The sequence below is a fragment of the Mucilaginibacter sp. GW821-FHT07G05 genome (assembly GCF_059418565.1).
Map to the genome: position 1 here is coordinate 30,086 of NZ_JBWKQC010000004.1, position 19,283 is coordinate 49,368.

General features: G+C 43.8%; 16 protein-coding genes. 6 read left to right on the forward strand and 10 right to left on the reverse strand.

Features of this window, described 5'->3' with window-relative positions; all coding sequences use genetic code 11:
* Positions 1-52: 52 nt before the first annotated feature.
* The 4 genes from AC07NA_RS11385 to AC07NA_RS11400 form a co-directional block, all read right to left on the reverse strand.
* Positions 53-2,428 (reverse strand): TlpA family protein disulfide reductase, encoded by a 2,376-nt coding sequence (locus tag AC07NA_RS11385; protein ID WP_494897689.1) that lies wholly within the window; start codon positions 2,426-2,428, stop codon positions 53-55.
* A 256-nt stretch (positions 2,429-2,684) separates the two neighbouring features.
* On the reverse strand, positions 2,685-4,112 hold the full coding sequence (gene dnaA, locus AC07NA_RS11390; RefSeq protein ID WP_345213756.1) for a chromosomal replication initiator protein DnaA: 1,428 nt from the start codon (positions 4,110-4,112) through the stop codon (positions 2,685-2,687).
* A 419-nt stretch (positions 4,113-4,531) separates the two neighbouring features.
* The gene (locus tag AC07NA_RS11395; protein ID WP_494897690.1) at positions 4,532-6,079 is read right to left on the reverse strand and encodes an acyl-CoA mutase large subunit family protein; all 1,548 of its coding nucleotides are present in this window, start codon (positions 6,077-6,079) and stop codon (positions 4,532-4,534) included.
* Positions 6,080-6,088: 9 nt separating this feature from the next.
* Entirely contained in the window at positions 6,089-6,619 is a 531-nt protein-coding gene (locus tag AC07NA_RS11400) for a DUF7935 family protein (RefSeq protein WP_494897691.1), read from the reverse strand.
* A 91-nt stretch (positions 6,620-6,710) separates the two neighbouring features.
* Here AC07NA_RS11400 and AC07NA_RS11405 point away from each other — a divergent pair, with 91 nt between their 5' ends.
* Positions 6,711-7,058: a HesB/IscA family protein gene (locus tag AC07NA_RS11405; protein ID WP_345213753.1), complete on the forward strand. Its 348-nt coding sequence runs from the start codon at positions 6,711-6,713 to the stop codon at positions 7,056-7,058.
* Between the two features lie 66 nt (positions 7,059-7,124).
* Here AC07NA_RS11405 and AC07NA_RS11410 read toward each other — a convergent pair whose 3' ends face one another.
* Together AC07NA_RS11410 and AC07NA_RS11415 are read right to left on the reverse strand one after the other, a co-directional pair.
* The gene (locus tag AC07NA_RS11410; RefSeq protein WP_494897692.1) at positions 7,125-7,403 is read right to left on the reverse strand and encodes a peroxiredoxin family protein; all 279 of its coding nucleotides are present in this window, start codon (positions 7,401-7,403) and stop codon (positions 7,125-7,127) included.
* Entirely contained in the window at positions 7,396-7,623 is a 228-nt protein-coding gene (locus tag AC07NA_RS11415; protein WP_494897693.1) for a hypothetical protein, read from the reverse strand. The genes AC07NA_RS11410 and AC07NA_RS11415 overlap by 8 nt, the downstream gene beginning before the upstream one ends.
* A 128-nt stretch (positions 7,624-7,751) precedes the next feature.
* On the opposite strand from AC07NA_RS11415, the gene AC07NA_RS11420 reads away from it, so the two are divergent.
* Positions 7,752-8,993, forward strand: coding sequence for an ABC transporter permease (locus AC07NA_RS11420; protein WP_494897694.1), 1,242 nt, complete (start codon positions 7,752-7,754; stop codon positions 8,991-8,993).
* A gap of 197 nt (positions 8,994-9,190) precedes the next feature.
* On the opposite strand, the gene AC07NA_RS11425 is transcribed toward AC07NA_RS11420, so the two are convergent.
* The 3 genes from AC07NA_RS11425 to dtd are packed head-to-tail and all read right to left on the reverse strand — an operon-like array spanning position 9,191 to position 10,798.
* Positions 9,191-9,988, reverse strand: coding sequence for a DUF4349 domain-containing protein (locus tag AC07NA_RS11425; RefSeq protein ID WP_494897695.1), 798 nt, complete (start codon positions 9,986-9,988; stop codon positions 9,191-9,193).
* Between the two features lie 3 nt (positions 9,989-9,991).
* Complete coding sequence (locus AC07NA_RS11430; RefSeq protein WP_494897696.1) at positions 9,992-10,321, reverse strand: nucleotide pyrophosphohydrolase; 330 nt, start codon at positions 10,319-10,321, stop codon at positions 9,992-9,994.
* Between the two features lie 18 nt (positions 10,322-10,339).
* Entirely contained in the window at positions 10,340-10,798 is a 459-nt protein-coding gene (gene dtd, locus AC07NA_RS11435) for a D-aminoacyl-tRNA deacylase (RefSeq protein ID WP_494897697.1), read from the reverse strand.
* Positions 10,799-10,931: 133 nt separating this feature from the next.
* On the opposite strand from dtd, the gene AC07NA_RS11440 reads away from it, so the two are divergent.
* Both AC07NA_RS11440 and AC07NA_RS11445 read left to right on the forward strand, forming a co-directional pair.
* Positions 10,932-11,954: a hypothetical protein gene (locus AC07NA_RS11440; protein WP_494897698.1), complete on the forward strand. Its 1,023-nt coding sequence runs from the start codon at positions 10,932-10,934 to the stop codon at positions 11,952-11,954.
* Positions 11,917-14,349 carry a hypothetical protein gene (locus AC07NA_RS11445; RefSeq protein ID WP_494897699.1) on the forward strand — a complete coding sequence of 811 codons (2,433 nt, stop codon included), beginning with the start codon at positions 11,917-11,919 and terminating at the stop codon, positions 14,347-14,349. Before AC07NA_RS11440 ends, AC07NA_RS11445 begins: the two co-directional genes overlap by 38 nt.
* A gap of 43 nt (positions 14,350-14,392) precedes the next feature.
* Here the strand turns inward: AC07NA_RS11445 and rsgA are convergent, their stop codons facing one another.
* Positions 14,393-15,313, reverse strand: coding sequence for a ribosome small subunit-dependent GTPase A (gene rsgA / locus AC07NA_RS11450; protein WP_494897701.1), 921 nt, complete (start codon positions 15,311-15,313; stop codon positions 14,393-14,395).
* A gap of 270 nt (positions 15,314-15,583) precedes the next feature.
* On the opposite strand from rsgA, the gene thrA reads away from it, so the two are divergent.
* The gene (gene thrA / locus AC07NA_RS11455) at positions 15,584-18,034 is read left to right on the forward strand and encodes a bifunctional aspartate kinase/homoserine dehydrogenase I (protein ID WP_494897702.1); all 2,451 of its coding nucleotides are present in this window, start codon (positions 15,584-15,586) and stop codon (positions 18,032-18,034) included.
* Positions 18,035-18,167: 133 nt separating this feature from the next.
* A complete protein-coding gene (locus AC07NA_RS11460; protein WP_494897703.1) occupies positions 18,168-19,166 on the forward strand; it encodes a homoserine kinase in 999 nt (332 codons plus the stop codon).
* Positions 19,167-19,283 lie beyond the last annotated feature (117 nt).

The window sequence follows — 19,283 nt, forward strand, 5'->3', positions numbered from 1 at the left end:
GTGAAGGTTTAACTTGTTTAAAATAAGACTAAAACGGGCTCATTTTGTTACATCAATTTGCGGCATATAACTGGCTGAATGTTTTAATAACCGCACGCCAGTCGGTACCGTGTTTTACAGGCAGCATCCGGCCATCCGGCGATATCAATATTTTGGATGGATAGCCTGTTATTTTATAATTACGCTGTACCACATTATCCGACACCAACACCGGGATGCTGTATTTATTTTCTGTTAAGAACGATTTGATCTTTTCCTCGGTATCGTAACAGGAAATGCTCATAAAGTTTACCCCGGCAAGTTCTCCGCCTACTACCTGGTTGTTGAACTCATTCACAAGCGGCATTTCTGCACGGCAGGGACTGCACCATGTTCCCCAAAAATCGAGCACCAGCCATTTGTCTTTATAGTCGCTTAAAGCACGTTCCTTACCGTCAATATCTTTCAGTTTAAAATTGGGGGCAGACTCCCAAATACCCACAACGCCTTTGGCGAAAAAGTCTTTAAAGCTTCTTTCGGGCACGTATTTCGTAAACAGCTCCTGCACGTCGGCAATATTTTGCGGGTTAGCATTCAGGTGTTCGGCAATTATAGCCAGCGCTTGTTCTTTATCGCCAATAACGAACAGCTTTTGAATAAACTCATCGCGATAGCTTTCCTTCGCGTTCAGGAAAAAACTTCTGTCGTAAAAGCTGGTGACATCTTCCTGGCTTTTTGTTTTGGGTGAGTACGCGGCAGCCTTAGCCAAATATTTAAGCGCCTTTACCGAATCGGCCGGTTTGGCAGCCAGGTATTGTAAGTAATAAGCGTATGCCAAAAGGTTTTGATCTGCATACCTGTTACCATTCATTTCGTCTGCTGTATTTGCCTCAAGTTTTTGCAGCGTAACCTGTAACAGGTTATTGGCTTCTTTTATTTTTTTGGCATCTACCAGTAGATTATAAACGAGCAAATTATATCGTCCGCCATTATTCAACAGCATATCCTTCTCTGTCATTTTGCCCAGCTTGTTGGCTATGTTGATAAGCGATTGTGGATTGTTTTTTTGCTCCTGCGCCAATACCCATAAATACAAAGCCTCCGTTTTTTTGCGAATTAACAAAGGCTCCTTAGCCGCCTGGTACATTTGCAAAAGCTGACGTGAGCGTTTATGATTTATCTTTATTTCGATCATCGATTTATTGATCTCCTCCTCCGATGAACCTCTTTTCCTTGAGAAATCGCGGTTGCTTGCTTCATCCCACGGTTTAAAATATTGCGAGAACACGATCTGCACCCAATCATTAAACCGATCACTTTCATAAAAAAATCGGGTTACCGCTAAAGCAGAATCTACCGAACCGGCAGGATTATACATTATTTTTAACAGCTTATTATATGAGTGATACGTAGAGATAGTTAGTAAGGTATTAGGCGTACTAAACAACAAGCTATCATAAGTATTACTTTTATTTTTGCCATCAAGACTTTGTATCATACTTAGCTTGTTGGAACGATAATAGGCATCGTTTTTAAAACGCCTGTCATTCTCCTTAAAATAAGCTAATAGTTCTGTTTGCTTCGGCTCGTCGTTAACACGTAGAGCTTTGCTCCACGAACTCATTTTTATAGCCATGTTTATCCAGGCCGTATCGGTTACTACCGGGGTGGCGTTGTAGTCAACTTCCTGCGTATAATCTTCTGCCAAGCCTCCTTGTTCTGTTTCAAAATAGGTGTTTACCTTTGCCCTTTCAATCAACCCGGTAACATCATTAAATAAATAAGTGCCCAAAATTGTATTGGTAGGTACAGAATCACGCCTTGATGTTATTTCCAATAAAGCCCCCTTTATACCTGTTACTTTAAAAGCAGCGTATTCCGTTTTCCACTCTGTATTGTAGCTTATCCTTTTATCAGGCAAATTCAAAAAAAAGCGTTGAAATTTGGCTTCCAGGATAGGTGCATTCTCCAAAAACATGGTAACTACCTCTTTTTCTAAATACCATTTAGCTGCTGCTCTCTTAACCACATCTTCATAACCTGTTAGCTTTACAAGCTTACCTTTAGGGTTAATAGTAATATACAGCGGCTGATACAAAAAGGTCATTGTTTCAATTACCGATGTTGAATTAAAAGCTGTATTTTTTATATCACCAGTATTAATAACCTCCTTTACGCCCCGCACTACTTCAGTATTATTGGCGGCAATAAGCTTCACCTCAAAATCCGAATCACCGTTGGCTTGCTTACCTAACGACCGAAAAAGGAATGTTTCGTTTACCCGTGTGCTGTCCCGTAGTTTTATTAGCTGGGTTGTTTTTATAGCGAATTGTTTTCCCTTGGCTATATTAACCGGCTGGGCAATGCTTTCTAAAGAGAAAAAACAGCAAAAAAGCATGGCTATTAAAAAGCTGTTACAAGCCGGGTTAAAGCGGGGGAGGATTTTCATAAGTTATTTTGTGAAAGGTAGATGATAGGCACCGCATGCAAAAGCAAATGTGACGAAACCGTTGATTTATGTGACAAAATGGTTAGTTTAAGCTAATATAGGTTTTCAGGGCAGTTTTGCAAAACTGCCCTGCCTTTGTATGACTACCGGCTTGATGCATGGTTTAAAATAACTAAACAAAAAAAGCCCCGCTTTTGGCGGGGCTCGTTATATTATTTAAGTATCGCGTTCATCAGCACTTCCGCGCCTCAAAAACTTAACTCATTTTTAGTTTCTTTTGAATATCGGCTACGTAGCCTTTAAACTTTTTGTCGGTATCTATTAAATCTTCTACCGTTTGGCAGGCGTAGATAACCGTTGAGTGATCGCGGCCGCCGAAGAAGGTGCCGATTGACTTTAGTGAACTTTTGGTATGTGCTTTGGCCAGGTACATTGATATTTGCCTTGCCTGTACAATTTCGCGCTTACGGGTTTGTGATTTAACCATCTCGATCGGCACTTCAAAATACTCGCAAACCAAGCTCTGGATGTATTCCATCGAAATTTCTTTTGAAGAGTTCTTTACAAAGTTCTTCAGCATTTGCTTAGCCAGGTTCAGGTCAATCTCCTTACGGTTAAGGGTTGATTGCGCCAGTAATGATACCATTGCGCCTTCCAGCTCACGTACGTTGTTATCAATATTATGGGCTACATATTCAACCACATCGTTTGATAGTTCGATACCATCCTGGTAGATCTTATTTTTAAGGATAGCCATACGGGTTTCGAGATCTGGGATCTGCAGATCTGCCGAAAGGCCCCATTTAAATCGCGATAACAGACGCTCCTCTAAACCCGAAAGATCTTTAGGCGCTTTATCTGATGTAATGATCAGTTGCTTGCCCGATTGATGCAGGTGGTTAAAGATGTGGAAGAAGAAATCCTGTGTTTTTTCTTTACCGGCAAAGTTGTGCACATCATCCATGATCAGTACATCAATGGCCTGGTAAAAATTCACAAAATCATTAATGTTATTATGTTTCAGCGCGTCAACAAACTGTTGGGTAAATTTCTCGCACGATACATACAGCACCAGTTTATCAGGCAGGGTATTCCTTATTTCGTTACCTATGGCATGTGCCAGGTGGGTTTTGCCTAAACCAACACCGCCGTATATCATCAGCGGGTTAAAAGAGGTGCCTCCGGGTTTTGCCGCTACAGCATAACCGGCCGAACGCGCTAAACGGTTACAATCGCCTTCTACAAAATTTTCGAAGGTATAGTTACGGTTAAGCTGAGGGTCAACGTTCAGTTTTTTCAGTCCCGGTATTACAAACGGGTTCTTAATATCCTTGTTAATTGAAATCGGTATCGGCATAGACTGATTTTTTGATTCAGCTCCATTCCCGTTCGAAGGCATATTAGTAGTATATGGCTTGCTTGAGGAAGATTGCTCTACAACAATGTTGTATTCTAAACGTCCTTCATCGCCTAATTGTTTTTTAATGGTTTTGCGTAACAAGCCAACATAATGCTCCTCCAGCCATTCATAGAAAAAAAGGCTGGGTACTTGTATCGTCAGAACGCTACCTTCCATGCGTAAAGCTTTAATTGGTTCGAACCAGGTTTTAAAGCTTTGTGCCGGGATGTTGTCTTTTATTATCTGAAGACAGCTATTCCAAACGTTCGTACAAGTTTTTTCCATATATAGATTTCAGTAAAATATTGATATTCAAAACCCCAGCAGAACTTCTTATGGGGTTGCTACGGAACATCGAATATTCAAAAAAAAAGCTGATTAAAAAATTAAATTTGAACTTTTTAAAAAATTAAATTTTTGAAAGCTTAACACTCTTTTTGCTGCAAATTCATCACAAAAACGTACTATTCGTAGCAAAAATCGCAATCGACTCCTTTTCAATTATAAGTCAATTTTTGTTATTATTATTCAACCTTTTTAGCCAGTTTTTATTCAAATATCTGCCATTCCGTAAGGCAGGCTCTCTCCACAATTCTTGCGCCATGGCAGCCCTGTCAGTGTTAACAAAATCGTAACATACTGGTTTTAGGCGGAATAAAATGTGAACAACTTTCCACATACTGACAGTGGCAGAAACCCGCCTGTCAGTATTCGCCAAAAACGGAACGCAGTGTGTCAGCAATTTCGCCAAGCGTGGCATATTGCTCTACCGCCACCATAATAAATGGCATCAGGTTGTTATTTCCCTGCGCTGCAATTTTCAATTTTTGCAGGCATTTTTCTACCCCGGCATTGTCGCGCTGCTGCCGTAAAAGCACCAGCTTATCCATCTGCTGCCTGCGTATGGCATCATCAACCCTAAACACATTTTGCTGCAATTCTTCGGCCTGCGTAAAGCGGTTAACGCCTACCAAAACACGCTCCCCGCTCTCTATGCCGTTTTGATATTCGTAGGCGGCCGCGGCTATTTCCTGCTGAATATAATCCTGCTCAATAGCCTTTACCGATCCGCCCATGGCATCTATCTTATCAATATATACCTGCGCGGCTTTCTCCATCTCGTCGGTTAGCGCCTCTACAAAATACGAGCCTGCCAGCGGGTCTACCGTATCGGTAACGCCGCTTTCAAAAGCGATGATCTGCTGTGTGCGTAATGCTATTTTAGCGGCGGCCTCGGTAGGCAGCGAAAGAGCTTCATCATACCCGTTGGTATGTAATGATTGTGTGCCCCCCAATACCGCTGCCAGCGCCTGGTTGCTTATACGCACTATGTTGTTCATTGGTTGCTGCGCCGTGAGGGTTGAACCGCCTGTTTGGGTATGAAAACGCAGTTTTTGGGCACTTTCATCAGTAGCTCCCAATTTTTGGGTGATGTGCGCCCACATGCGCCGGGCGGCGCGAAATTTGGCTATTTCTTCAAAGAAGTTATTATGGCAATTAAAGAAGAACGACAGGCGTTTAGCGAATACATTGATATCAAGCCCCTTATCAAGGGCGGCCTGTAAATAAGCTTTACCATTGGCCAGCGTAAAGGCCAGCTCCTGTACGGCAGTTGAGCCCGCCTCCCTTATATGGTAGCCCGAAATGGAGATGGTATTCCATTTAGGTACTTCTTTACTGCAATATTCAAAAATATCGGTAATGAGCCGCATAGATGGCGCGGGAGGGTAAATGTAGGTACCCCGCGCGGCGTACTCCTTTAATATATCGTTTTGTATAGTACCCGAGATCTGTGTAATATCGGCACCCTGTTTTTTGGCCAGCGCAATGTACATAGCCAGCAAAATGGCAGCCGTGGCATTAATTGTCATGGAGGTGGTGATGCTCTGTAGCTCTATGCCATTGAAGAGGATCTCCATATCCTTTAAGGAGTCGATGGCTACGCCTACCTTGCCTACTTCACCCTCGGCCAGTTCATGGTCGCTGTCATACCCTATCTGTGTTGGCAGATCGAACGCCACCGAAAGCCCCATAGTGCCCTGACTAAGTAGATAATGATAGCGCTTGTTTGATTCTTCGGCTGTTGAAAAGCCGGCGTACTGGCGCATGGTCCACGGTTTACCGCGGTACATGTTTTTTTGGATGCCGCGCGTATACGGAAACTCACCCGGCAGTTCGTTCATCTCTGAAGGCTTGGTGTAAACCTCTGCAATACGGATGCCCGAAGTGGTGGTGAATTTTTTATCGCTCATGGCTGGTGTTTAAAACAGGTCTTCCAGATCCTTGCGGATGAGGCTTAGCGCAATATCGTAAGGGTTATCCTCCAACCGGCTCAGGTGCCCCAATATGGTTTTGGCCAAATCAAGGCCGGTAGCATTTTCGGGTAGGGCCTTTATGGCATTATTCGCTATGCTCAAGGTATCATCCTTTACACGCTTTACCAAACTCCAGGCACGGCTGCTCACATATATTTGCTGGGTAATGTTATGCTGAAACTCGTTGCGCAGTTCGGTTACAATAAGGCCATGCAGTTCGGCTGCTGAATAAGCAGGGTTATTTAAGCGGACAAGCATATTGGCAGGGTTAACCCGCTCCACAAATAAAACAACGCGCTCATAAGCTTGCAGCTTTAGCGGAAGGGTTTGCGCGTTCAGGCTTTTCTTATAATCAAGCAGTTGTGTTTTCTCGGCACGATCAAGATAGGGCTTTGCCAGGTAAAAGGCCGCGTAAACTACGCCAAGGCCAGAAAGTGTGTATTTTAAGATATCTAACAAAAGCGGGTATACTGCCATAGATTGAAATGTTAAGCCCCGGTCATAAACAGGCCTGTGTTAACAAAAATCCGTATTTTACATTATATTTGTGTAGTTAATTAAAAATAAGATGAGTATAGCTGTTGAAATCGCTCCGGTTAGCTTCACCCCGGGTGCAGTAAAAGAACTTTTTAAATTAAAGGACCAGCAGGAAATAGGCGATGATTTCGGCTTACGCGTTGGTGTTGAAGGTGGGGGTTGCTCTGGCATGAACTATATTCTTGGTTTCGACCAAAAGAAAGATGGCGACCAGGAATATGAAATTGACGGCATAAGAGTATTTATGCATAAAGCCCACGGCCTGTACCTTGTTGGTATGCAAATTGATTTTCAGGACGGCTTAAACGCGCGTGGATTTACCTTTAACAACCCTAATGCTGCCAGCACCTGCGGTTGCGGTACTTCGTTCTCGGTATAAAAAGTATGCTAATAATATAAAGCCAAAGCGATGCGTTTTAAAACACATCGCTTTTTTTGTGGGCTATTACAATGTCTTCAGCACATCCTCTATCCTGCCCGGTACCGATGCTACACCATAGCCGTAACTGTTAAAAACGATGACACCCTCTTTATTGATCACCAAATTAAGCGGCTCGGTTACTATGCCATAACTATTAGCCAAAGGAAGGCCATTAGCTATTAAACGATAGGCAAAAGGATGTTTCTTTAAAAACTCTTTTAGCTCCGCCGGCTTATCTAAAGAAACGGCAATAAACACCTTGTTTTTATCATCCTTATAATCTTCGGCTATTTTGCTAAGCATTGGCAACTCGAATACAACCAATAAACCAAAAATTCATTATTACCGTTTTACCGGCAAGCTCGTTTGGTTTAATAAGGTTGCCGTTGATATCGCGCATATCAACAAAATGGAATATATTTCCGCTATCTGTTAGTGCCTTTTCGCGTTTTTCTTGTGCCGAAGCTGCTAATTGGAGCAGCAATATAAAGCTGCACAACAAGGTTGTTTTAATGATGTTCATGGTAATAATTGGTTTAGACAAGCAATTTAAAAACTTTCAATCTTATTTACACCTAAATTTACTTGAAACAGGCTTGTAACAAATAACATCATAACGTAGTCAAACACATACGAGTCACTCATTTTAATATGCCGGTAAAAACTACTCTTCGCGAAAATGTATCCATCGCCCTGCAATCTATCGGGGGCAACAAACTGCGTACTTCACTTACCGCGCTTATTATCGCCATAGGTATTATGGCATTGGTGGGTATACTTACCGCTATTGAGGGACTTAAACAATATACTAACGATACCTTTGCGGGCTTAGGGGCAAACTCCTTTACCATACGTAACCGTAACGATAATTTCAACTTTGGCCCGGGCGGACAAAAGAAGGTAAACCCTCCGCTGCGATACGACCAGGCCGAACGTTTTCAGAAATTGTTTAAACTACCGGTATCCACTTCTATCAATTTATCAGTTACCGGTAATGCCGTAGGTAAGCTCGGCAATAAAAAAACCAATCCCAATGTATCTGTATTGGGCACTAACGAAAACTACCTGATCACGAGCGGATACAAGCTATCCTTCGGCCGTAACTTTTCATCATCTGAACTGGAGCATGGCGATAATGTTGCCATTATTGGCGAAGAAATAAAGAAAACTCTTTTTAAGGATAGCGACGCGGTAAATAAATCCATCTTTTTAGGCAATAACAGGTTCAGGATCATTGGCGTTATCGCCTCTAAAGGTTCAGGATCACAATCGAGCGGCGACCGTACCGCGCTCATCCCGGTACTTAAAGCTAAACAGATCGCCACTACTGCTAATCCTTCCTTCGAACTTACTGTAATAGTTGGCGGTCCCGAAGCGCTGGATGCCAGCGTAGGGGAGGCGATCTCGCTGTTCCGTAACATCCGCGGGTTAAATATTAACCAGGATAACAATTTCGAAATATCACGAAGCGATTCTATCCAAAAAGAACTTGCCTCGCAAATGGGCGGCATCACCGCGGCAGGCTTTGCCATCAGTATCATCACGCTCATCGGCGCCGCAATCGGCCTCATGAATATTATGCTGGTATCCGTAACCGAACGTACACGCGAAATAGGCTTGCGTAAATCTATAGGTGCAACGCCATCGGTAATACGCAAACAATTCTTGATCGAAGCTATTGTAATATGCCTTATTGGCGGGGTTGCCGGTATTATTTTAGGTATGGGCATAGGCAACCTCGTAGCCGTAAACATCAGCGGCGTATTTGCCGTGCCATGGCTATGGTTGTTTGTAGCAATAATGCTGTGTACAATTATTGGCCTGCTCTCGGGTTATTACCCTGCCAAAAAAGCATCAAAGCTCGACCCGGTAGAGGCATTGAGGTACGAGTAAAATCCATATATATTACGATTACTCTACATTATAAGACTTACGAAGTTTTAAAAACTTCGTAAGTCTGAATATCTTCAGCAACTCTTTAACACTCCCCGAACTCCGCGCAAAACTCAGCTACCTCAGCGGTTGAAAACAAAGCAGCCGGGCACGCCAAGAAATTTTTACTGCGTTCAAGATGAAGGTTCAAATTACGGCTAACTATTGTTTCGTTTTGCTTTTCTGTGTCTCAGCCATTTTCTTGATAAGTATATAAAGATTATTGCTACAATCCATACAGGCCACAGTGCAACAATGGCAAAGAACATTGCGTTTAATGTATCCCACCCACTTGCAATAGCAGTTTTTAGCTTATTACTGAAACTGACCCTGTTTCTATCAACAGATTGTTTTGTATAAATAGTAATCTCAAGTGAGCTGTATTCAATTTGTTTTACAAGATATTTCAATTGACTTTCCGTTGATTCAATCTCGGTTCGGATATTAGATAACTTATCCTCTACCGCGAGTAAATCTGCCATTTTGGTGCTCTTTTTTAATAGATCAAGGTATCTCGCCTCTAAAAGTTTTTGGTTATTTAAACGGGTGGAAATGTCGATATAGTCAGCAGTAACATCCTTTATCTTAATATTTTTCGAATCGATACGATCTGCGCCTGAGGTTATACCTGATAAAAACTGTTCAAAGTTTTTGGCTGGTATCTGTGTTAATATAGTGTATTCTTTTATGCTACGATCGCTGTTAAATTCCTTTTCTTCGGCAATAAAGCCCCCAACCTTTTTTAAAGATTTATAGATCGTATTTCGTGTATGGTCAATGTTTTCTGTTTCAAACCGGATATCACCTTCTTTGATAACTTTTTTATCAGGAACGAGACGGCTTTGATCTGTAGGTGGAGGCATCAAAATCATGTCAGTTGTTTTAACACGCTCAGTATTCTCACAAGCGCTTAAAACAATCATTAGTGCCGCTGCTATCAATAATAACCTTTTCATGTTTTATGGTTTAAGTTTCTCATTATTTCTGTGCCTGTCGGCATCGCGGATACTTTTCTTCTCCAGGTTTTTCTCCAACGCTTCGGTAAGGTCAATACCGGTTTGGTTTGCCAGACAAATCAGTACGAAGAGTACGTCGGCCATTTCATCGGCCAGGTTAACTTCCGTGTCCGATTTTTTGTAGCTCTGCTCACCATACTGCCTTGCCATAATGCGGGCAACCTCACCAACCTCCTCCATTAAAATGGCGGTATTGGTCAATTCGTTAAAGTAACGTATCCCTGTTGTTTTTATCCAGTTATCTACAAGATGCTGAGCGGCCTTGATTTCCATAAAGTATTGTGAAGTTTTTTAGTGTGTATCTTTTTCTTTCGTGTCCATTATGATGGTTACCGGTCCGTCATTCACCAGGCTTATCTTCATATCTGCCCCGAAAATACCGGTGGCTATCTTTCTGCCTGTAAGCTTGCTTAGTTCGTTTATCATGTACTCGTACAGCGGAATGGCTTTGTCCGGCCGTGCAGCACGGATAAACGATGGACGGTTGCCTTTTTTGGTTTGGGCAAACAACGTAAACTGCGATATGAGCAGAACATTGCCGCCAACATCAGCCAGGGCTTTATTCATCAAACCATTCTCGTCGCCAAATACCCGCATGCCGGTTATTTTTTGTGCCAGCCATTGCGCGTCGGCTTCAGTATCGGCATCCTCAATTCCTAATAAAACCAAAAAACCGGTGGCTATTTCACCTGTAATATTGCCGTCGACCCGGCAAGCGGCCTCTGAAACCCGTTGTAGTACTGCACGCATAATTATGATAGAATAAAAATGCAAGATAGGTATTTAGTGAGAGGCAAGAATAAAGAAACAAGATTCAGGAAGTTTACAGAACATATTGCTTCTTGTATCTAAATTCTTGCTTCTACTTCCTATTTTTGAACAGATGAAATTTCGCTGCCTGTTGCTTTGTGCCCTCCTGTTTTCGGCCTGTAAACACGACCGGGTAGTGAATACTTCTTTTTACTACTGGAAAACCATTTATAAAAACAACCCTACCGAAAACGCGTACCTGAAAAACCTGCATGTGCATAAATTATATATGCGCATAATGGATGTAGATATGGATGATAGCGGAGTAAATCCTGTACCGGTATCGCCTATTTTGTTTCAGGATAAACCTGCCGACAGCATACAAATAATACCCGTAGTATTTATTGTTAACAACGTATTGAGAGACGCTCAGAAATCCGGGCTGGATGATCTGGCTAAAAAGATAGTATTGTTTGTAAACGGCAAATTACAGCAAGCAGGCAGAGGCACTTACAACGAACTGCAAATTGATTGCGATTGGACAGCCACTACCCGCGACAACTACTTTTACCTGCTGAAACAAATAGCGGTACAACCAGGGTTCAGGCACAAAAAACTATCGGCAACGTTACGTTTACATCAGCTTAAAAACCGGCAAAAAAGCGGAATTCCGCCGGTTAATAGGGCTATGCTGATGTGTTACAATATGGGCAACCTGCGTAAATATGGCGACCAAAATTCTATACTTGAAATTGCCGAACTGAAAAAATACGTAGGCGACAACATAGCTGATTACCCTATGCCGATTGACCTTGGTTTGCCATTGTTCAGCTGGGCTGTGGCCTTTCGCGACAAACAGTATACAGGCCTCTCAAAAAGAATAAAATATGCCGATCTGTTAAACAAAAATCAGTTTATATTTATAGGGGATAACCTGTACAAAGCAGTAACAGAATTACCGCAATACGGGCTGCAAAAAGGTGACGAAATACGGTGGGAAACCAGTTCGGCGAGCGATTTACAGGCTGCTGCCAAATATTTATCGCCATTGCTAAAACAGGATACCCTCAATTTGATTTACTTTCATTTAAACGACGCTACCATCAAACCCTATACCTATGAAACGCTGGAAAATATCAGCCATCTTTTGCATTAGTTTTATCACCTTTTTTGTTGCAGGGCCGGTAATCAATTTCGCCTGCGGCCCCGAGGCCGATCCGTATGATTATTATGTGTCGTTCTTTCATAATGATCTGGGGAAAACCAACGAATATCAACCCTTTTATTTTACAGGATTAGCCTACCTGTATGATGACAATGAACCGGAAAGCGAAGCCGATATAAATGCAGGCGCATGGGCCGCATATTTGGGCAGCAACACAAAAGCAAAAGATGTAAAGAAAGTAATGTACGAGCTTGATGGCCGATCAGATACCGTTTTGTATGATAGCTTTTTTGGGGGTAAAGGCAAAATGCCTGATAGCTTGATCATCAATTCTTTTGTAACCGCGCTATCACAACCAAAACACAAAAACGCGTTCAACTATTTTAAGTTTGCCAAGGGCGTTGAACCGCTTGCCACGGTAGAAAGTCAATGGAATCCACAACCGAGGGATACCGCGGCAATGGTAACCGAGGCCGAAAAAGCATTTAAGGCAGCATCTGCCGAAAGCGATGATTTTTTAAAGCTTCGGTACTTTTACCAGGCGCAACGGCTGTTCAGGTATGCAGGTAAGTTTAATGAAGCGGCCGATATATACAACAAGTACATTTATAAAATTAAATCAACCGACCACGTAAAAGGGCGGTCGCTTGCTTTGCAGGCCGGTATTGAGAACGCCCTTGGCGATAGCGTTAAAGCAGCCTACTTGTTTTCGAAAGTATTTGAACAATTCCCCGAAAAGCGAGTAATGGCCTATCGCGATTATTATTACACCGGGGCTAAAACAGCGCAGGTACGTGCTTTAGCCCAAAACGATAAAGAGCGCAGTACCCTTTATGCAATGGAGGGTTTTCATACGCCCGGCTTTAATATACAGCCGCTTAAAGAAGTTTACGGCTGCGATGCCGCCTCGCCGGTTATCAATACTTTAATCTCCCGCGAGATCAACAAAATTGAAGAGGCTTACCTCACAAAGGTTATTGAAAAAACCAATGGGCCAATACAAAGTCCTGTATTTTCATACAAATGGAACGATTCGGTTAGCAGCAACGCATTGCAGTATATTAAAACGTTAACAAAGTTTTGTGATCAGTTATGGAGCGAAAAGAAAAATCCGGAATACGGTATGGGTGCTATCGCTTCGGCTTACCTGGCCTGGATACAGAAAGATACACGTGCCGGCATGCAATACATCAACCGCTTGCAGGGCACAAAATTGAGCGCAAAACTTAACGACCAAAAACAGATAGTAAACCTGCTACTCCAGGCGCAAGGGATTCAGCAGTATGATAGCTTGAGCGAAAACTCACTTTTGCCGTCACTAAAATGGCTTGATAGCAGGGTTAAATCGGAGCAGGTTGCTACGCATACATCAGACAATATTTACAGTTGGAGTTATTATGCCCACAGGCCATTTGCCTCAACGGCCCGCAATTTTTATCAAACCATACTTGCACCAGCATATTTAAAACGGGGCTTTATAAGTAAAGCTGCTGCCGCAATGATAAAGGGTGATGCCCCTATGAATGAGCAACTCGCATGGCCCGGGCAAACGTTCAGCTTTGTACAAAACTATCTGCATTCATCATCTGTAGCACAGTTGATTAGCTGGAAGAAGAACCCACCACAAAATGCTTATTTAGATTTGTTAACAGAAAACATTAAGAGCCATAGTGATGAGGAGTTATATGAATTATTGGGGACTACCTATTTACGCGAACACAAATACGATAATGCTGTAATCAATCTGAAAAGGGTAAGTAAAAAAAGGCTGGATACAGCATTAACTGATATTTGGTTTGGCGACAATTTGGGCGCAGATCCATTTATAAGTAACATGGCCGATTTCCCGAAGCTCAGGCTTGTCGCCGGGTCGCATCCTTACAACAAGTTGGAATTTGCACAGGCGATGAATAGCCTGCAACAGAAAATGAAGCAAAATCCCGGCAATGCGGCAAACTACTATAAATATGCTACCGGCTTATACAATACTGCTACCCATGGCACGGTGTGGTATTTTATTAGCTATAACTGGGCAGGCAGCGATTACGGCCGAAAGAAAATGTATTATTATGATGATGACTACGTGCAATCTGCCAATGCCGAAAAATACTATTTGAAAGCACGGCAGTTAAGTAAAGATGCTGAGTTTAAAGCAAAGTGTACTTTCATGGCCGCCAAATGTCAGCAAAAGCAAATTGTATTTCCCGATTACGATTATTCACTCGATAGTAAAATACGGGACCGCATATCCGCACGGTACGACTATAACGTTCGCCATAACCCCTACTTCACCGAGCTTAAAGCAAATTATGCAAAAACCGCTTACTATAAACACGCGGTAAATGAGTGCAGCTATCTGAGGGATTTTTTAAGAACAAGTAAATAACAGGGAGGCCTCTTGTCTCCTGATTCTCAACTCCTGTATCTAATCACGCTCTCGTATCGTTACCGTTGTAAATGCTGAGGTAGCTTTCGTAGCGCGATAGTTCAATTTCGCCGTTTTCCAGGGCTTCGAGCACGGCGCAGCCGGGCTCGTTGATGTGGCGGCAGTTGTTAAAGCGGCAATCGTGCATGCGTGAGCGCATTTCGGGGAAGAAGTGACCAAGCTCCTGTTTCTCAATGTCGATAACCCCCAGTTCGCGGATGCCGGGCGTATCGATAATAAATCCGCCTTGCGGCAGCTCAAACATTTCGGCAAAGGTGGTGGTGTGCATGCCCTTATCACTCCAGTCGGAGATTTGGTTGGTACGCAGTTCCAAGTCGGGCAGCAGGCGGTTGATCAGGCTTGATTTACCTACGCCCGAATGCCCCGAAAACAAGGTCACTTTATCTTTAAGCAAAGCCTGCACTTCGTCAATATTGGTACCCTCCAATGCCGAAACCTCAAAGCAAGGGTAGCCTATGTTTTCGTAAACGGCTTTGTATTCCTGCAAAATTTCCAGGCCTTCGTCGCTAAACAAGTCAAGCTTATTAAAGATAAGCCGTGCCGGAATATCATAAGCTTCGGCAGTAACCAAAAAACGGTCGATAAAACCCAGCGAGGTACGCGGCGAAGCCAAAGTAACTACCAGCAAGGCCTGATCGAGATTGGCGGCGATAATCTGCGCTTGTTTTGACAGGTTGATGGATTTACGGATGATATAGTTTTTGCGCTGTTGCAGGTTGGTAATAACGGCGGTATCCTGGTCGGGCTCCATCTCAAAATCAACCACATCGCCTACCGCTAATGGATTAGTGGTAGTGATGCCTTTTATCCTGAATTTTCCTTTTATCCGGCAATCGTAGCGTTCCCCGTTGGGCGTTTGCACCTGGTACCAGCTTCCGGTTGATTTTGTTATTAGTCCCTGCATTTTGAAGCGGTAAAGGTATGAAAGATAACAGCCGCTAAAAAATAAATAACAATTACCCTTGCTAATTCAAAAATTAACCGCTTTATTTGCGACGTCTGAAAAACAGACATATAACAACAATGTTTAACTGCACCACCATTATTATTAGCATTATTACCACCGGGATAACCCGCGGAGGAAGATAAGCGTATGGTGTAAAAAATACAAAGAACCAAATGAGCGCCTTCCTCCGAAAAGAGGAAGGCGCTTTTTTTTTAATTTAACCTGAAGATGAAAGTTTTAAAATTTGGCGGTACTTCCGTAGGCTCTGTTAACAGTATAAAAACCTTATTGAGCATTGTAAAAAATGAGGTTGATAAGGGCGAAAAGCCGGTGGTAGTATTATCGGCCATGAGCGGGGTTACCAACCTGCTGATCAATATGGCCGAAGAGGCTGCCAAAGGCAACGAGTTTACCGCCCAACTGGCCGAACTGGAAAAACGCCACTTTGATGCCGTAAAAAGCCTGCTGGACATACAAAACCAAAACCCGGCCTTCACCCGCTTAAAAATTCATTTTAACCAACTGGAAGAGCTGCTGCAAGGGGTGCTTACTCTACGTGAGCTTACCCTAAAAACCCGCGACCTGATACTAAGCTACGGCGAGCGCTGCTCAACCCTCATGATCAGCAAAATTGCCGCGCAGCATTTTGCCAACGCCTTTTTTGTAGATGCCGCCGATGTTATAAAAACCGACAATACCTTTGGCAACGCCAAAGTGAACACCGGCCTTACCGAAATGCTGATACGCGATTTGCAGCAGGCCAATACCGATAAAGTACTTTTTGTTACCGGTTTTATAGCCAGTAACGATGCCGGGCAAATCACTACCCTTGGCCGTGGCGGCAGCGATTATACAGCGGCTATATTCGGCGCGGCATTAAACGCGCAGGAAATACAGATATGGACAGACGTTAACGGCATGATGACCGCCGACCCGCGCATGGTAAAAAAAGCCTTCCCGCTGGATGAGCTTACCTATACCGAGGCGATGGAGCTGTCATATTTTGGCGCTAAGGTGATCTATCCGCCAACCATGATCCCGGCCTTTCTGAAAAAGATCCCTATCGTTATCAAAAACACCTTCGAGCCGGAGTTTGCCGGTACCGTGATCAAACACGATTGCAAACCATCAAAGCTGGCTATCAAAGGCATCTCGTCTATCAACAACATCAGCATACTTAACCTGCAAGGCAGTGGCATGGTGGGCAAATCGGGCTTTAGCGGCCGTTTGTTCTCCTTACTGGCCCGTGAGCAGATCAACGTTATCCTCATCACCCAATCATCATCGGAGCATAGCATCACCTTCGCGGTAAACCCCGATGATGCCAACAAAGCCAAGCTATTAATAGAGCAGGAATTTGAACTGGAACTGCTGGCTAATAAATTAGACCAGGTAGTGATAGAGCAAAATTTGGCCATACTGGCTGTAGTAGGCGAAAACATGAAACAAACCCCGGGTGTATCCGGCAAGTTGTTCCATGCGTTGGGCCGTAACGGGGTTAACGTAAGGGCAATTGCGCAGGGTTCGTCAGAGTATAATATTTCGGTGATCATCAGCGAGTATGATTTGGCCAAAGCGCTTAACGCGGTGCACGATGCTTTCTTTGTTGATCTGTATAAAACTCTGCACGCGTTTTGCCTGGGTACAGGCAACATCGGCAAAACATTATTTAAACAACTAAATGCCCACGCCGAATTTTTACGTAAGGAGAACGGCATACAGGTTAAAATTGCCGGTATAAGCAATACCCGCCAAATGGTGTTTAGTGCCGATGGCATATCGCTGGATGATTGGGAAGAAACCCTGCAAAACAACGGTGAACAAGCCGACCTGCGCGGATTTATCGACAGGATGAAAAGCATGAACCTGCCTAACTGCGTATTCATCGATAATACAGCCAGTCCTACGCCTATCGCTTTTTACGAAGAAGTATTTAAATCAACCATATCTGTGGTTACCTGTAATAAAATAGGTAATTCGGGCAGCTTTAATCAGTACAAAACTTTCAGGGATACCGCGAGGCAGCACGGTGTCGATTTCTTTTACGAAACCAATGTTGGTGCAGGCCTGCCAATCATCCGTACCCTTAAGGACCTAATGAACAGCGGCGACCGCGTGCAGCGTATCGAAGCCATCTTGTCGGGCACTATATCGTTCATCTTTAATCACTTTAAGGGGGATGCCAATTTCCACGATGTGGTAAAGCTGGCACAGGAGAAAGGCTATACCGAACCCGACCCACGTGATGATTTACGTGGTACCGACTTTATGCGCAAGATATTGATACTGGCACGCGATGCGGGCCACGCTTTCGAAGCCCCTGATGTGAACATAGAAAGCATACTGCCTCAAGCCTGCCTTGATGCTACCACGGTTGAAGATTTTTATGCCGCCCTAAAAAGCGAAGATGCCTACTTCACCAACCTGAAAGAGCAAGCCGAAGCCGGTAAAAAGGTATTGCGTTATATAGGTATGCTGGAGAACGGCAAAGCATCTATAAAACTGCAAATGGTTGATGAAAACCATCCGTTCTACATGCTGTCGGGCAGTGATAACATTATTTCGTTTACTACTGACAGATACAAGGAGCGTCCGCTGGTGGTTAAAGGTCCGGGTGCAGGTGCCGAAGTAACAGCAGCAGGTGTGTTTGCTGATTTGATAAATGTGGGGGCTAATTAAGAGAGTGGCAGAGTTAAGATTCAGGAGACAAGAAAAAGGCCAGTAGTGCGCCGGATTCCCCTCTTGAGAGGGGCAGGGGTGTGTTAATGATGACGCAAAGCACGCATGTGTTAAAGCTAAAAGAGATATTATTATGAGCAACGATATACAAGAAATAAAACAAAGCGATGCTGCTGCCTTTAACGGTACCAGTGTTGCTGTAGGTACAGAGGTGAAGGTTTTTGCGCCGGCCACTGTGGCCAACGTGGTGTGCGGGTTTGATGTGCTGGGTTTCGCGGTAAACGAACCCGGCGACGAAGTGGTAATGCGTGTTACCGGAACACCGGGCATTACCATCAGCAAAATTACGGGCGATGACGGTCGTCTGCCATTAGACCCGGCCAAAAATACGGTAAGCGTAAGCGTACAGCATTACCTCAACAGTATCGGCCGTGCTGATATTGGGTTGGATATCGAGCTACACAAAAAAATGCCGATAGGCAGTGGATTAGGTTCAAGCTCGGCAAGTACCGTGGCTGGTTTATACGCCATCAAAACTTTATTAGGTGACGACCGCGACCCGATCAACCTGCTTCCGTTCGCCATGAAAGGTGAAGAAATGGCCTGCGGACATGGTCATGCCGATAACGTAGCGCCTGCCTTATTGGGCGGCTTTGTGCTGATTCGTAGTTATGAGCCTTTAGATGTAGTGCGTTTGCCGCACCCTGCCGGTTTATACTGCGCCATTGTATTCCCCGATGTAGATGTGCCAACCCGCGAGGCCAGGCAGATCATCCGCACCAAAATATTAATGCGCGACGCGGTTACGCAATGGGGTAACATCGCCGGATTGGTAAGCGGTTTGTTCATGCAGGATATCGACCTGATCGGGCGTAGTATGCAGGATGTATTGGTAGAGCCGGTACGCTCCATGCTTATCCCCGACTTTTACAAAATGCGCGAAATAGCTATGGAAAACGGCGCGGTAAGCTTCGGCATATCCGGGTCGGGCCCATCAGTGTTCGCCTTCACCAAAGATGAAGCTACCGCCACACTCATCACCCAGAAGTTACAACAGCACCTAACCGGCATCAAAATAGGATCGAATACTTATGTATCTACTATTAACGATGCAGGACCGAGAGTTCTTTAAGAGGGAAAAGGTGAAAGCCGAAAGGTAAAAGCTGAAAGCTGTGGAACCTTGAAGGAGAGATGGCTTGTCGAAGGGTGGGTGAAGGCATCTGCTCACGATCCTTCGACAAGCTCAGGA